Source organism: Bacillus sp. FSL W8-0640 (assembly GCF_038007725.1).
Taxonomy (GTDB): Bacteria; Bacillota; Bacilli; order Bacillales; family Bacillaceae_G; genus Bacillus_A; species Bacillus_A cereus.
The window spans coordinates 1339944-1353925 of record NZ_JBBOXT010000001.1; the positions used below are offsets into that span (position 1 = coordinate 1339944).

Genomic DNA, 13982 nt, shown 5'->3' on the forward strand with positions numbered 1-13982 from the left:
GGGTGAAAGAGAGAGGGAGTTTTAAATAAAAGATAGAAAGACAAAAAAATAAGACCATCATTTATAAGATGGTCAAGGAAGGGGACAATTTATGTCAATTTAATTAGGGATGGAAGCTGTTCAAAGACACTGGGGAATGTCTTATAAATTAGGGAGGAACAACTTCAATACATATACTATAAAAGATAGATGTGACCTCTGTGTGAATATAGAGTGAAAGAGAGAGGGAGTTTTAAATAAAATGAAAATTTAATGAGTGTTTTTTGTTCATCCCCTGTTGATTATTAGCCTTAACCAATCGGGCGTTTATTGCCCACAAATAGCGGAATAAAAGATAAAGCAAACAAAAAATAAGACCATCATTTATAAGATGGTCAAGGGAAGGGGACAATTTATGTCAATTTAATTAGGGATGGAAGCTATTCAAAGACACTGGGGAATGTCTTATAAATTAGGGAGGAACAGCTTCGATACATATACTATAAAAGGTGGATGTGACCTCTATGTGAACATAGAGTGAAAGATATGGGGATTTGAACAATAGTACATATGAAATTGTTATTGCTAGCAATATAGAATTAGGATATAGAGTTTTCCAACATAAAACGAAAAGGAATCTGAATATAAATAAAAGTTGTAATCTATGAAAAAAAAGATTATGCTCAACTATATTATGAGAATATAAGGTTTGTCCCAATTATTTAAGGGCTTTTAAAAAGCTTTTTATTGTATGAGGGGAAGCTTCACTTTAATAAGGGAGTTAATGATATGGACGTAACAAAAAAACAAGGGCTGTATAATCGTCTTATACGATTAAACCCACCACAAATATTAGCATTAGGCTTTTTCTGCTTAATTGTGGTTGGCGGTTTGTTATTAAAATTACCATTCGCAACGAAAGTACATATTAGTTGGGTAGATGCTTTCTTTACAGCAACGTCAGCAGCGACCGTAACTGGTTTGGGAGTAGTGGATACAGCAAGTACATTTACGATGTTTGGCGAAATTGTTATTATGTTTTTAATTCAAACAGGTGGTCTAGGCCTTATGACAATTGCCATTTTAATTGTTTGGGTACTAGGTAAAAAAATCGGATTACGCCATCGTTTATTAATTGGAGAAGCATTTAATCAAACAAATATAGGTGGTCTTGTAAAATTAGTAAAGCGTGTCTTTATATTTTCGATTTGTATTGAACTTATTGGGGTCATCTTTTTATCGTTTCGCTTTATTCCAGAGTTTGGTTTTGGAAAAGGTTTATACTATAGTATTTTTCATGTAATTGCATCTTATAATAATGCAGGGTTTGCTTTATGGCCAGATAATTTAACAAGATATGTAGGGGATCCCATTATTAATATTGGGATTTGCTCTTTAATTGTAATTGGTGGACTCGGTTTTACCGTATTAATTGATATATGGTATAGTCGCAGTTTTCGAAAATTATCACTTCACTCAAAAATAATGATTATTGGAACAGTAGTACTAAATGTTATAGCAATGATTGTGATTTTTGTATTGGAATATAATAATGTGAAGACGTTAGGGAATTTATCTTTAAATGAAAAACTATGGGCTTCCTTCTTTCAAGGTATTACTCCGCGGACAGCTGGATTTAATACGGTTGACTATGGAGGTATGGAAGAATCATCTATATTATTTACGATGATTTTAATGTTTATTGGTGCAGGAAGTGTATCGACAGGTGGAGGAATTAAATTAACGACGTTTGTTATCTTAATTACATCTGTCCTTTCTTTCTTTAGAAAAAAGGAGGAAATTGTTTTATTTCAGCGTACAATTAAAATGTCGACAGTAACGAGGGCATTAGCAATTGCTGTTGCCAGTCAAATACTTATTTTAGCAGCGGTATTCATATTAATGCTTACAGAAAACTTCAGCTTTATTCAATTATTATTTGAGACAATATCAGCGTTTGGCACAGTCGGATTAACGATGGGAATTACTGCAAAGCTATCGGCATTCGGAAAATGTATTATTATGTTTGTTATGTTCTGCGGATTAATTGGACCATTAACACTTGTGTTCTCTTTAGCGCGACCAGCAAAACAAAAAATAAAATATCCATCTGAAGATGTGTTTACAGGATAAGGTATCCCGCGTTAAGCGAGATACCTTTTTCTTTTTTAGAACAGGGAGAACAATAGACCAATAAGTGCTACTCGGAATAAAATTGCGATAAGTGCAGCAATTCCACCGACAACTGCAGCGATACCGCCAGTTACAGTAGCTCCGCGATTATAAGCGTAAATACCGAGTAAAACAGAAACAAGACCAAATAGTGTTGGAAATGTAAATAGCGATAAGATAGATAGCGCAAGAGCGATAAAACCAGCAGTTGATCCAGCAGCGGACGATTTTACAACATCTTTATCGTCTTTATCAGCGTAATCATAATCAATGCGTTGTGGTGCAACCTCAGCGGCGTACTCTTCTTTATAGTCACTATAATCACTATCTATTCTATCTCTTCTTTTATAATCATCAAATTTCTCAGTCAAAGTCATGACTCCTTTCATAACAAGGTTCAATAGTAGTATGTATCTCTTTTTCTTTTTTATCCCGCTATTTGTGGGAGTCGAGCTACGTACACATCCCACTGATTAAAGTTTCACTATACCGGAGCATGTACAGGGAGTAGTATCTTTTAAAAGAAGGAAAATGTTTTTTTGAAATAGGAAAAGTTAGTATGACTTCCTCTATTTTGGAAAATATAAAAAGGAATAATGAGGAAAGGGTGCAATACATAATGGAACATCCAATTGAAAATTTAATGAAAACGGCAATGACAAATTTAAAAGAAATGGTAGATGTAAATACAATTGTTGGGAGCCCGGTTTCAACAGCTGACGGAAATGTAGTATTAACAGTATCTCAAGTGGCTTTTGGTTTTGGAGCTGGTGGAAGTGATTTTAAAGGGGATTTCATCACTGAAAAACATAACGGTGGGCAAAATCAGCATAAAGAGAACAAACAAGGGCATCCATTTGGAGGAGGAAGCGGGGCTGGGGTTTCCATTAGTCCAGTAGCTTTTTTAGTAGTTGGTTCTAATGGGGTGCAAGTATTACATCTCAACAGCAGTACACATTTAATTGAAAAGGCTTTAAATACTGTACCAAGCACTGTAGATAAATTTGTGAATGGTCGTCAAAAGTGAACTTGCATTTTTTAGGAATTATGATATATTAGAAAAAGTGCGCTTTAGGATGATCGGAATAATTGAAATGTAAATATATATGATGTGTGGAATAAGGGAGAGGAATTTATGATTAATATCAAAAACTTAGTAGTTGGCTTATTTATGTTAGTTAGCGGCTTTGTTGTATATGTAATAAAAGAAAAAGCTCCATTCTAAAACAGACAAACCGTTAATGTCTGTTTTTAATTTACGGAAAAAAGTTGACAAGTTATTGTATTGGTGTTAGAATTTCAATTCGTGTCTCGGTTACAGCTAGTGTAAAGTAAATATCTCTTATGAATGCAATACGAAAAGTTTGCGAAAGATCGGGTAATTTTATCAACAACTTTTGTGAACAAACCCTATAAATTGTATTTATAAGCTATATATGTATACTAGTGAATCAAGGAGCGGTCAGTGGAACCGTAATGATGAGAGAGAGGTAGGGCTTTCATCCAGTATATGTTACTTTCCCGTTAGGTGAATATAAAAAAGAGGACTCCTTTTAAAAGGGGTCCTCTTTCATTTTTTAAGTGCGACTTTCAACTTGTTGACAAATTTCATCCGTTGTTAAACCGTGAGCTGTAATGACTGATCCTTTAATTGATGTATCTGCAATGCCCATCACATTAGAATCTTGCCCAGTTACAACGCAACAATCACACCCTTGTGCATCCTGTTCTGAGTTAAGTGTAACAACTTCATGACCTTGTTGTTGAAGAGCTTGTTGAACGTCTGTTAATGAGTTTTCAACGCCAATTCTAGCCATAATTATCACCTCCTACCATCTAATTGCTAGTATGCTCAAGTTCACTGCATATATTTATGAAAAGACGGTAGGAAGTAAATCTTTGTTTAGTCGTTATATACGCCAGTAAGCATTTGACTAACGAATTGATCGTTTAATGTATCTTGTGCTGAAGAAGTATTTGAATGGATGTCGATTGAAGCAATAAAATGATTATGTTCTTTCGTATTTGGTTCTACCTCTACGTAATTATCGAATTTACAAAAACCTTTCGTATCCATTAGATCAAATAATTGCAGCATTTCTACTACCTCTTGTCTCGTTCCTTTAATTTGTACACACGCCATATTTATTTCCTCCTTTATTTTGACAAATTGTTTTTTAAAAATAGGATTATGATTACGAAATGAAAAATATGAATGTTATTTTTAGACAGCGCTATTTTTGTTATTTTCCCCCTTTTTCAGCAAAAGTCGTTATATATCCCCGGATTTATAAAATCGGACGTCCGTTTATTGAATACAATAGATTCGTATCAATTGATGAAAATCCTTCTTTTAAACAAATATTTTTTTAGTGGAAATTGGCGAAAAAATTTTTTGACTTTTTGTAAACGTTAACAATGTTGTTAAATCAGTATAAGCAAAGAAGTACGTACGATTAAAAATTATAAATTTTCTAAAAATTCACTTGATTTATTTAGAAAGGAGAGTAAACTAGGAAACAATAAAAAATTCATAGAACATAGGAGGCGCTTCTAGTGAATGAGCAATGGATTTTCTTAAATGGAGAATTTGTTCCAAAAGATGAGGCAAAAGTTTCAGTATATGATCATGGCTATTTATATGGCGATGGAGTGTTTGAAGGAATTAGAGTTTATAGCGGTAATGTTTTCCGTTTGAGAGAGCATCTTGTCCGGCTGTATGAATCAGCAAAATCAATCCTTTTAGAAATTCCATATTCATTAGATGAAGTAACAAATATTGTTGTTGAGACGATTCGACAAAATAAATTATCTAATGGATACATTCGCCTTGTTGTATCAAGAGGAGCAGGAAATCTTGGATTGGATCCCGATTCATGTAAGAAGCCGAATGTAGTAGTAATTGCAGAACAATTATCTTTATTCCCACAAGAATATTATGAGAAAGGGATTCCAGTTGTAACAGTTGCAACGCGCCGAAATCGTCCCGATGTTTTATCCCCTCAAGTAAAATCTTTAAATTACTTAAACAATATTTTAGTTCGTATTGAAGCGAAATTAGCTGGAGTACAAGAAGCACTTATGTTAAATGATCAAGGATATGTAGCTGAAGGATCAGGAGATAACGTGTTTATTGTTAAAGGAAATAAATTAATTACACCACCAAGTTCTGCTGGAGCGTTAGAAGGTATTACACGAAACGCCATTTTAGAAATCGGCGAAAAACTTGGGTATGACGTAAGAGAAGAGTTATTTACAAGACATGATGTATATGTAGCTGATGAAGTGTTTTTAACAGGAACAGCTGCTGAAGTGATTGCTGTTACGACAGTAGATGGTAGAACGATTGGCTTAGGGCAAACAGGTCCACATACGAACCGTTTATTAAAAGAGTTTCGTAAGTTAGTTGTAGAAGATGGAGAGAAAATTTATGAAGAAAATAAAGTTGGATAACAACTTTTTTAACATAAGAAAGCGTTGATAGGGAGGAGTAGTTGATTGTGAAGCCTCACAGAGAGTCGGTGGTTGCTGAAAACCGATGGTTCACGTCGACGAACATCGCCCTTGAGTGCTAAGCTAAAGCATTTGTCTAGGCTTAGACGGTAGCTCCGTTATTAGCTAGATCCATTTATGGATCACTGAGGCAAGAGTATTCTTGCGAAGAAGGGTGGTACCGCGAAATCTTTCGTCCCTTCAGCACATAGCTGGAGTGTGGACGTAGGATTTTTTTATTGTATAAAAGTTTGAAAAAGGGGGCTTATAAGAACAATGTCTTCAAAAACGGAAGAGAAACTGGCAACTGGTGCACAGCTATTGTTAGAAGCGCTAGAAAAGGAAGGCGTAGAAGTGATTTTCGGTTATCCGGGTGGTGCCGTTTTACCTCTCTATGATGCATTGTATGATTGTGAAATTCCGCATATTTTAACAAGGCATGAGCAAGGGGCAATTCACGCTGCTGAAGGGTATGCCAGAATTACAGGGCATCCAGGGGTTGTAATTGCAACGAGTGGGCCAGGTGCTACAAATGTAATTACGGGTCTAGCTGATGCGATGATTGATTCATTGCCACTTGTAGTATTTACAGGCCAAGTAGCAACAACGTTAATTGGGAGCGATGCTTTTCAAGAGGCAGATATTATGGGACTTACGATGCCAGTGACAAAACATAACTATCAAGTGCGAAAGGCCTCAGATTTACCTCGAATTATTAAAGAAGCATTTCATATTGCTAAAACTGGAAGACCAGGACCAGTCGTTATTGACCTTCCGAAAGATATGGTAGTCGAGAAAGGTGAGCAATGTAGCAATGTACAAATGGATTTACCGGGATATAACCCTAATTATGAACCGAATCTACTTCAAATAAACAAATTACTCAAAGTAATTGAAACCGCAAAAAAACCGTTAATTTTAGCTGGAGCGGGTATATTGCATGCGAAAGCTTCGAAAGAATTGACAAATTTTGCTCGTAAATATGAAATCCCTGTTGTGCATACATTACTTGGTCTTGGTGGTTTTCCACCAGATGATGAACTATTTCTAGGGATGGGAGGAATGCATGGTTCTTATACAGCCAATATGGCGTTATATGAATGTGACTTACTCATTAATATAGGCGCGAGATTTGATGATCGGCTTACAGGGAATTTAGCTTATTTTGCTAAAGGGGCTACTGTTGCGCATATCGATATCGATCCAGCAGAAATTGGGAAAAATGTGCCAACTGAAATTCCTATTGTTGCAAGTGCTAAGCGGGCATTGGAAGTATTACTTGAACCAGAAGGGGGAAAAGAAAATCATCATGAATGGATCACTTTATTAAAGGGGAGAAAAGAACAATATCCATTCTCTTATAAAAGAAATTCTGAAAGTATTAAGCCCCAATACGCAATTGATATGTTATATGAAATTACGAAGGGAGAAGCGATTGTAACAACAGACGTTGGGCAACACCAAATGTGGGCAGCCCAATATTATCCGCTGAAAAATCCAGATAAATGGGTAACTTCTGGTGGATTAGGAACGATGGGGTTTGGATTTCCAGCAGCAATCGGTGCGCAAATTGCAAAGCCTGAAGAATTAGTTATTGCAATTGTTGGTGATGCTGGGTTTCAAATGACTCTACAAGAATTAAGTGTATTAAAAGAACACGCTTTACCCGTTAAAGTATTTATTTTAAATAATGAAGCTTTAGGAATGGTAAGACAATGGCAAGATGAATTTTACAATCAAAGATATTCACATTCTTTATTACCATGCCAACCAGATTTCGTCGCTCTTGCGAATGCATATGACATAAAAGGTGTTCGTATTGACGATCCACTTCTTGCAAAGAAGCAAATCCAGCATGCGATCGAATTACAAGAGCCAGTCGTAATTGATTGTCGTGTACTTCAATCAGAGAAGGTTATGCCGATGGTTGCGCCAGGAAAAGGTGTTCACCAAATGGAGGGAGTGGAAAAAGGGTGAAGAGAATTGTTACAGCGACAGTTCGAAATCAAAGTGGTGTGTTAAACCGAATCACAGGGGTTATGACACGAAGACATTTTAATATTGAAAGTATTTCAGTAGGTCATACAGAATCATCAGATATATCGCGAATGACGATTGTTGTACACGTTGAAAGTGAACAGCAAGTGGAGCAGTTAATTAAACAACTGCATAAGCAAATTGACGTACTGAAAGTATCAGATATTACAGAAGAAGCAATGATTGCTAGAGAGCTTGCTCTTATTAAAGTAGCAACTTCTGTAGCGAGGGCAGAATTATATAGTTTAATTGAACCGTTTCGAGCCGCTGTAATAGATGTTGGGAAGGATTCCATAGTTGTGCAAGTAACAGGTACGCAAGATAAAGTAGAAGCGTTAATTGAATTACTTCGTCCATACGGTTTGAAAGAAATTGCTAGAACAGGTGTAACAGCATTTACACGTAGTATGAAAAAACAAGATAAGCAAGTTATGTTAATTCAATAATCATTTAAATATAGGGGGAAATGAAAATGGCAAAAGTTTATTATGAGAAAGATGTAACAGTAAATGTATTAAAGGAAAAGAAAGTAGCAATCATCGGATATGGCTCGCAAGGTCATGCACATGCGCAAAATTTACGTGATAACGGATTTGATGTAGTAGTAGGTTTAAGAAAAGGTAAGTCTTGGAATAAAGCGAATGAAGATGGATTTTCTGTATATACAGTAGCAGAAGCAGCGGAAAAAGCTGATGTAGTAATGATTCTACTGCCTGATGAATTACAACCAGAAGTATATGAAGCTGAAATTGCACCAAATTTACAGGCTGGAAACTCCCTCGTGTTCGCACATGGATTTAATGTTCACTTTGATCAAGTAAAACCACCAGCTAATGTAGATGTATTTCTAGTAGCGCCAAAAGGACCGGGGCATCTCGTACGCCGTACGTTCGCCGAGGGCGGGGCTGTTCCTGCATTATTTGCAGTATATCAAGATGCAACAGGAGTTGCGACTGAAAAAGCACTTTCTTATGCTGACGGAATTGGAGCAACGAGAGCTGGTGTACTAGAAACGACGTTTAAAGAAGAAACAGAAACAGATTTATTTGGAGAGCAAGCTGTACTCTGCGGCGGAGTGACTGCACTTGTAAAAGCTGGGTTTGAAACGTTAGTTGATGCAGGATATCAGCCTGAACTTGCATATTTTGAATGTTTACATGAACTGAAGCTAATCGTTGACCTTATGTACGAAGGTGGACTTGAAAATATGAGATATTCAGTTTCAGATACAGCGCAGTGGGGAGACTTCGTATCAGGACCACGCGTTGTTACTGAAGATACGAAGAAAGCGATGGGGGCAGTATTAGCAGAAATTCAAGATGGTACATTTGCAAGAGGCTGGATTGCAGAGCATAAAGCAGGAAGACCAAATTTCCATGCGACAAATGAGAAAGAGAATAAACATGAAATCGAAGTAGTTGGACGTAAATTACGTGAAATGATGCCTTTCGTACAGCCGCGAGTAAAGGTAGGGGTTAAATAATATGAAGCAGGTTTTGTTCATGGATACAACGCTTCGTGATGGCGAACAATCACCAGGAGTAAATTTAAATGAACAAGAGAAATTACAAATTGCTAGGCAATTAGAGAGGCTTGGTATTCATGTAATGGAAGCTGGATTCGCGGCAGCTTCCGAAGGTGACTTTCAATCGGTAAAACGTATTGCGAATACAATTCAAAATGCTACGGTTATGAGTTTAGCTAGAGCGAAAGAAAGTGACATTCGAAGAGCATATGAAGCTGTGAAAGGTGCTGTATCTCCTCGTCTACACGTATTTTTAGCTACGAGTGATATTCATATGAAATATAAACTTTGTATGTCAAAAGAAGATGTGTTAAATAGTATTCATCGCTCGGTTACGCTTGGAAAATCATTATTTCCGACAGTACAATTTTCTGCAGAAGATGCGACAAGAACAACAAGAGATTTTTTAGCTGAAGCAGTAGAAGTTGCGATTCGTGCAGGAGCGAATGTAATTAATATTCCAGATACAGTTGGATATACGAATCCGGAAGAGTATTATTCTCTTTTTAAATACTTACAAGAATCCGTTCCATCATATGAAAAAGCGATTTTTTCTTGTCATTGTCACGATGATCTTGGTATGGCAGTAGCAAATTCGTTAGCTGCGGTTGAAGGAGGAGCATTGCAAGTAGAAGGAACGATTAATGGCATTGGAGAAAGAGCAGGGAATGCAGCGTTAGAAGAAGTTGCGGTAGCTCTTCATATTAGAAAAGATTTTTATAAAGCAGAGCCTTCAATGACTTTAAAAGAAATTAAGGCGACGAGTATATTAGTAAGCAGGTTAACGGGTATGGTTGTACCGAAAAATAAAGCAATCGTTGGAGCGAATGCATTTGCTCATGAATCGGGCATCCACCAAGACGGGGTTTTAAAAGAAGTAACAACTTATGAAATTATCGAACCAGCGCTTATAGGAGAATCTCAAAATCTCTTTGTACTTGGGAAACATTCTGGCCGTCATGCGTTTACGGAAAAAATGAAAGAGCTTGGTTATGAATTTACAAATGAAGAGCGAGATGCGGCATTCGAAGCATTTAAAAAATTGGCTGATCGTAAAAAGGAAATTACTGAAGAAGATTTACGCGCACTTATGCTTGGTGAAGCAGCATTTGCAGCTCAGCAATATAACATTACGCAATTACAAGTGCATTTCGTATCAAATAGTACACAATGCGCAACAGTTGTGCTGAAGGATGAGGAAGGAAATGTATATGAAGATGCAGCCACTGGTTCTGGTAGTATTGAAGCGATATACAATGCGATTCAAAGAATTTTAGGATTAGAATGTGAATTGGCAGATTATCGCATACAATCTATTACACAAGGTCAAGATGCACTTGCTCACGTTCATGTTGAATTAAAAGAAGGTAGTCACCAAATATCAGGTTTCGGAGTTGCGCAAGACGTATTGGAAGCGTCGGCGAGAGCTTATGTCCATGCAGCAGGGAAATTAAAATCTCTTATAGCGCTTGTGAAATAAATATTTGATAGGTGAGAGAAGCTTTCCTCACCTATCAAATTAAAGTTCTGAAAATTCAGTTAAAAGGAGTGTTAAAAATGGAAAAACGTATCGTTTGTTTAGCTGGTGATGGTGTTGGTCCAGAAGTAATGGAAAGTGCGAAGGAAGTATTGCATATGGTAGAAAGGCTATATGGACATCATTTTCATTTGCAAGATGAGTACTTTGGTGGTGTTGCTATCGATTTAACTGGGCAACCATTACCACAGCGAACACTTGCCGCCTGTTTAGCGAGTGATGCGGTTTTACTTGGAGCAGTAGGTGGACCAAGGTGGGATAGTGCGAAAGAAAGGCCTGAGAAAGGATTATTAGCATTAAGAAAAGGACTCGGTGTATTTGCGAATGTTCGCCCTGTAACGGTAGAAAGTGCAACTGCACATTTATCACCATTAAAAAACGCTGATGAAATTGATTTCGTTGTCGTTCGTGAATTAACAGGCGGAATTTATTTTTCTTATCCGAAAGAGCGAACGGAAGAAGTGGCGACAGATACACTTACGTATCATCGCCATGAAATTGAACGTATCGTTTCGTATGCTTTTCAATTAGCGAATAAGCGGAAGAAAAAAGTAACATCTATTGATAAAGCGAATGTTTTAGAGTCTAGTAAATTATGGAGAACTGTGACAGAAGAAGTAGCACTTCGCTACCCAAATGTGGAAGTAGAACACATTTTAGTAGATGCAGCAGCTATGGAATTAATTCGGAATCCAGGAAGATTTGACGTTATTGTAACGGAAAATTTATTTGGTGATATTTTAAGTGATGAGGCTTCAGTATTAGCTGGATCATTAGGAATGCTTCCATCAGCAAGTCACGCTGAAAAGGGGCCTTCATTATACGAGCCTATTCACGGATCAGCACCGGATATTGCGGGGAAAAATAAGGCGAATCCAATTGCGATGATGCGTTCTGTTGCAATGATGCTTGGGCAATCGTTCGGATTAACGAGAGAAGGATATGCAATTGAAGAAGCAGTTTCTGCAGTCCTTAAATCAGGAAAATGTACAGCAGATATCGGGGGGACTGAAACGACAACTTCATTTACAAAGGCAGTTATTCAAGAAATGGAAGAGCAAGCGTTAGTAGGGAGAGGAAGATAATGGGGAAAAGGTTACTAGATAAGCTTTGGGAAAGACATGTAGTTGCGACTAATGAAAATGGATTGGATTTATTATATATCGATCTACATCTTGTTCATGAAGTAACGTCACCGCAAGCCTTTGAAGGCTTGCGGCTTACAAATCGAACAGTCCGCAGACCAGATTTAACATTTGCAACGATGGATCATAATATTCCAACGAAAGATGTTTGGAATATTACCGACCGCATTGCGAAGCAGCAACTAGATACACTTCGGGAAAACTGTAAACAATTTCAGGTGCCATTAGCGGATATCGGAGATGAAGAGCAAGGGATCGTTCATGTAATAGGACCAGAACTTGGACTCACACAGCCAGGAAAAACGATTGTTTGTGGTGATAGTCATACAGCGACACACGGTGCTTTTGGCGCACTAGCGTTTGGTATTGGTACGAGTGAAGTGGAACATGTATTGGCAACGCAAACGTTATGGCAACGAAAGCCGAAAGCGATGGGCATTGAGTTAAAAGGAAAGTTACCGCAAGGTGTTTATGCGAAAGATATTATTTTACATCTTCTTTCAAAGTACGGAGTAGCAGTTGGAACAGGTTACGTAATGGAATTTTACGGAGAGGCCATTCATGCTATGGATATGGAAGAGAGGATGACGCTTTGCAATATGGCAATTGAAGGGGGAGCAAAGGCTGGCATTATTGCACCAGATGAAAAAACGGTTGCTTACGTAAAAGGGCGTAAATATGCACCGAAAGACTATGAATCTATTAAGAAAAAATGGTCAGAACTTTATACAGATTTAGATGCAGTTTATGATTTACATATTCTAGTAGATGTTACGGATTTAGCACCGTACGTTACGTGGGGAACAAATCCTAGTATGGGTGTTCGGATCGATGAGAAATTGCCAGAAAAGCATGATGCAAATGACGAAAGAGCGTTTTCTTATATGGGATTGAGTCCCGGACAAAGTACGTATGACATTCCAGTTCAACATGTTTTCATTGGATCTTGTACAAATTCCAGGCTTTCTGACTTAGAAATTGCTGCATCTGTCGTGAAAGGTAAAAAAGTAAAAGAAGGTGTGCGAGCACTTGTTGTACCTGGATCTCAAAGGGTAAGAGAAGCAGCGATGCATAAAGGATTACATCGCATATTTGAAGAAGCTGGATTTGAATGGAGAGAGCCCGGATGCTCAATGTGTCTAGGTATGAATCCAGATCAAGTGCCTGAAGGGGAACATTGTGCCTCTACGTCAAATCGCAATTTTGAAGGAAGACAAGGAAAGGGAGCACGAACGCATTTAGTTAGCCCGGCAATGGCGGCAGCGGCTGCGTTATATGGTCATTTTGTTGATATTAGAAAGGAGAGTTATGATGGAGCCATTTCGTATTCATAAAGGTACTGCCGCAGTACTGATGAATGATAACATTGATACAGATCAAATTATTCCGAAGCAATATTTAAAGAGAATTGAAAGAACTGGGTTTGGGAAGTTTTTATTTGATGAGTGGCGATATGATAATAATCGCCAAGAAAACCCTAATTTCCCGCTTAATGCACAAGAAAGAAAAGGAGCCAGTATATTAATCACAGGCGATAATTTTGGATGTGGCTCGTCAAGAGAACATGCTCCATGGGCACTTGCTGATTATGGTTTCCGCGTTATTATCGCTGGAGGATTTGCCGATATCTTTTATATGAATTGTATGAAAAATGGCATGTTACCGATTGTAATGGATAAAGATATGCGTGAACAACTTGCTAAAACAGATGCGAGAGAACAAATCACAGTTGATTTAGAAAATGAAATAATGACAACGAATACGCATAGATTCCATTTTACAATCGAGAGAATGTGGAAAGAGAAGTTATTAAATGGTTTAGATGAAATTAGTATTACAATGCAATATGAACAAGAAATAAAAGAGTATGAAAGAAAAGTGGCTTTACATTAAAAAAATGACGGAATATTAAAAATGTATTTACATTCAAAATTAACTGTTATATACTATGTGAAAATCAGAGGAGAAAGGGAGTAAGTATTATGAATATCGTGCAATCTATTACAATGCTTACACAACTACATCATCATACATGAAACCCTTGAACCTAGCGTGAAAACGTGTAGGTACAAGGGTTATTCCCGTTGTACCTACA

The 13982-nt window shown here is 37.3% G+C and carries 14 protein-coding genes and 1 other annotated feature; of the genes, 11 read left to right on the forward strand and 3 right to left on the reverse strand.

The features are described from left to right. Positions 1-768: 768 nt before the first annotated feature. Complete coding sequence (locus N2V80_RS07015; protein WP_000383526.1) at positions 769-2112, forward strand: TrkH family potassium uptake protein; 1344 nt, start codon at positions 769-771, stop codon at positions 2110-2112. Between the two features lie 35 nt (positions 2113-2147). Here the strand turns inward: N2V80_RS07015 and N2V80_RS07020 are convergent, their stop codons facing one another. Continuing rightward, positions 2148-2522: a hypothetical protein gene (locus tag N2V80_RS07020; RefSeq protein ID WP_000136545.1), complete on the reverse strand. Its 375-nt coding sequence runs from the start codon at positions 2520-2522 to the stop codon at positions 2148-2150. Positions 2523-2710: 188 nt separating this feature from the next. Here N2V80_RS07020 and ytfJ point away from each other — a divergent pair, with 188 nt between their 5' ends. Both ytfJ and N2V80_RS07030 read left to right on the forward strand, forming a co-directional pair. Next, positions 2711-3178 carry a GerW family sporulation protein gene (ytfJ, locus tag N2V80_RS07025; RefSeq protein WP_000204234.1) on the forward strand — a complete coding sequence of 156 codons (468 nt, stop codon included), beginning with the start codon at positions 2711-2713 and terminating at the stop codon, positions 3176-3178. A 108-nt stretch (positions 3179-3286) separates the two neighbouring features. Then, complete coding sequence (locus tag N2V80_RS07030; RefSeq protein ID WP_000608227.1) at positions 3287-3376, forward strand: hypothetical protein; 90 nt, start codon at positions 3287-3289, stop codon at positions 3374-3376. 352 nt (positions 3377-3728) lie between these two features. Here N2V80_RS07030 and N2V80_RS07035 read toward each other — a convergent pair whose 3' ends face one another. Both N2V80_RS07035 and N2V80_RS07040 read right to left on the reverse strand, forming a co-directional pair. Next, positions 3729-3968: a YkuS family protein gene (locus N2V80_RS07035; protein WP_000101022.1), complete on the reverse strand. Its 240-nt coding sequence runs from the start codon at positions 3966-3968 to the stop codon at positions 3729-3731. An 86-nt stretch (positions 3969-4054) separates the two neighbouring features. Next, complete coding sequence (locus N2V80_RS07040) at positions 4055-4294, reverse strand: DUF3911 family protein (RefSeq protein ID WP_000752512.1); 240 nt, start codon at positions 4292-4294, stop codon at positions 4055-4057. A gap of 413 nt (positions 4295-4707) precedes the next feature. Here N2V80_RS07040 and ilvE point away from each other — a divergent pair, with 413 nt between their 5' ends. The 8 genes from ilvE (at position 4708) to leuD (ending at position 13780) form a co-directional block, all read left to right on the forward strand. Beyond that, entirely contained in the window at positions 4708-5604 is an 897-nt protein-coding gene (ilvE, locus tag N2V80_RS07045) for a branched-chain-amino-acid transaminase (protein WP_001005487.1), read from the forward strand. A 15-nt stretch (positions 5605-5619) separates the two neighbouring features. Then, positions 5620-5847 (forward strand) — a binding site (T-box leader). 72 nt (positions 5848-5919) lie between these two features. Beyond that, positions 5920-7620, forward strand: coding sequence for an acetolactate synthase large subunit (gene ilvB, locus N2V80_RS07050; RefSeq protein WP_061655654.1), 1701 nt, complete (start codon positions 5920-5922; stop codon positions 7618-7620). Then, a complete protein-coding gene (ilvN, locus tag N2V80_RS07055; protein ID WP_000822952.1) occupies positions 7617-8126 on the forward strand; it encodes an acetolactate synthase small subunit in 510 nt (169 codons plus the stop codon). The genes ilvB and ilvN overlap by 4 nt, the downstream gene beginning before the upstream one ends. A gap of 26 nt (positions 8127-8152) precedes the next feature. Next, a complete protein-coding gene (gene ilvC, locus N2V80_RS07060; protein ID WP_001151747.1) occupies positions 8153-9163 on the forward strand; it encodes a ketol-acid reductoisomerase in 1011 nt (336 codons plus the stop codon). Position 9164: 1 nt separating this feature from the next. Next, positions 9165-10685 carry a 2-isopropylmalate synthase gene (gene leuA, locus N2V80_RS07065; protein WP_000815755.1) on the forward strand — a complete coding sequence of 507 codons (1521 nt, stop codon included), beginning with the start codon at positions 9165-9167 and terminating at the stop codon, positions 10683-10685. Between the two features lie 77 nt (positions 10686-10762). Further along, positions 10763-11827: a 3-isopropylmalate dehydrogenase gene (gene leuB / locus N2V80_RS07070; RefSeq protein WP_000415384.1), complete on the forward strand. Its 1065-nt coding sequence runs from the start codon at positions 10763-10765 to the stop codon at positions 11825-11827. Continuing rightward, entirely contained in the window at positions 11827-13221 is a 1395-nt protein-coding gene (gene leuC, locus N2V80_RS07075; protein WP_000518102.1) for a 3-isopropylmalate dehydratase large subunit, read from the forward strand. Before leuB ends, leuC begins: the two co-directional genes overlap by 1 nt. Next, positions 13199-13780: a 3-isopropylmalate dehydratase small subunit gene (gene leuD / locus N2V80_RS07080; RefSeq protein WP_000433190.1), complete on the forward strand. Its 582-nt coding sequence runs from the start codon at positions 13199-13201 to the stop codon at positions 13778-13780. The genes leuC and leuD overlap by 23 nt, the downstream gene beginning before the upstream one ends. Positions 13781-13982: the final 202 nt, after the last annotated feature.

What these genes read in the sequence shown, in the direction of transcription:
- N2V80_RS07015 (WP_000383526.1), top strand. Translation starts at nt 769, where the DNA reads ATGGACGTAACAAAAAAACAAGGGCTGTATAATCGTCTTATACGATTA.
- ytfJ (WP_000204234.1), top strand. Translation starts at nt 2,711, where the DNA reads ATGACTTCCTCTATTTTGGAAAATATAAAAAGGAATAATGAGGAAAGG.
- N2V80_RS07030 (WP_000608227.1), top strand. Translation starts at nt 3,287, where the DNA reads ATGATTAATATCAAAAACTTAGTAGTTGGCTTATTTATGTTAGTTAGC.
- N2V80_RS07035 (WP_000101022.1), bottom strand. Translation starts at nt 3,968, where the DNA reads ATGGCTAGAATTGGCGTTGAAAACTCATTAACAGACGTTCAACAAGCT.
- N2V80_RS07040 (WP_000752512.1), bottom strand. Translation starts at nt 4,294, where the DNA reads ATGGCGTGTGTACAAATTAAAGGAACGAGACAAGAGGTAGTAGAAATG.
- ilvB (WP_061655654.1), top strand. Translation starts at nt 5,920, where the DNA reads ATGTCTTCAAAAACGGAAGAGAAACTGGCAACTGGTGCACAGCTATTG.
- ilvC (WP_001151747.1), top strand. Translation starts at nt 8,153, where the DNA reads ATGGCAAAAGTTTATTATGAGAAAGATGTAACAGTAAATGTATTAAAG.
- leuA (WP_000815755.1), top strand. Translation starts at nt 9,165, where the DNA reads ATGAAGCAGGTTTTGTTCATGGATACAACGCTTCGTGATGGCGAACAA.
- leuB (WP_000415384.1), top strand. Translation starts at nt 10,763, where the DNA reads ATGGAAAAACGTATCGTTTGTTTAGCTGGTGATGGTGTTGGTCCAGAA.
- leuC (WP_000518102.1), top strand. Translation starts at nt 11,827, where the DNA reads ATGGGGAAAAGGTTACTAGATAAGCTTTGGGAAAGACATGTAGTTGCG.
- leuD (WP_000433190.1), top strand. Translation starts at nt 13,199, where the DNA reads ATGGAGCCATTTCGTATTCATAAAGGTACTGCCGCAGTACTGATGAAT.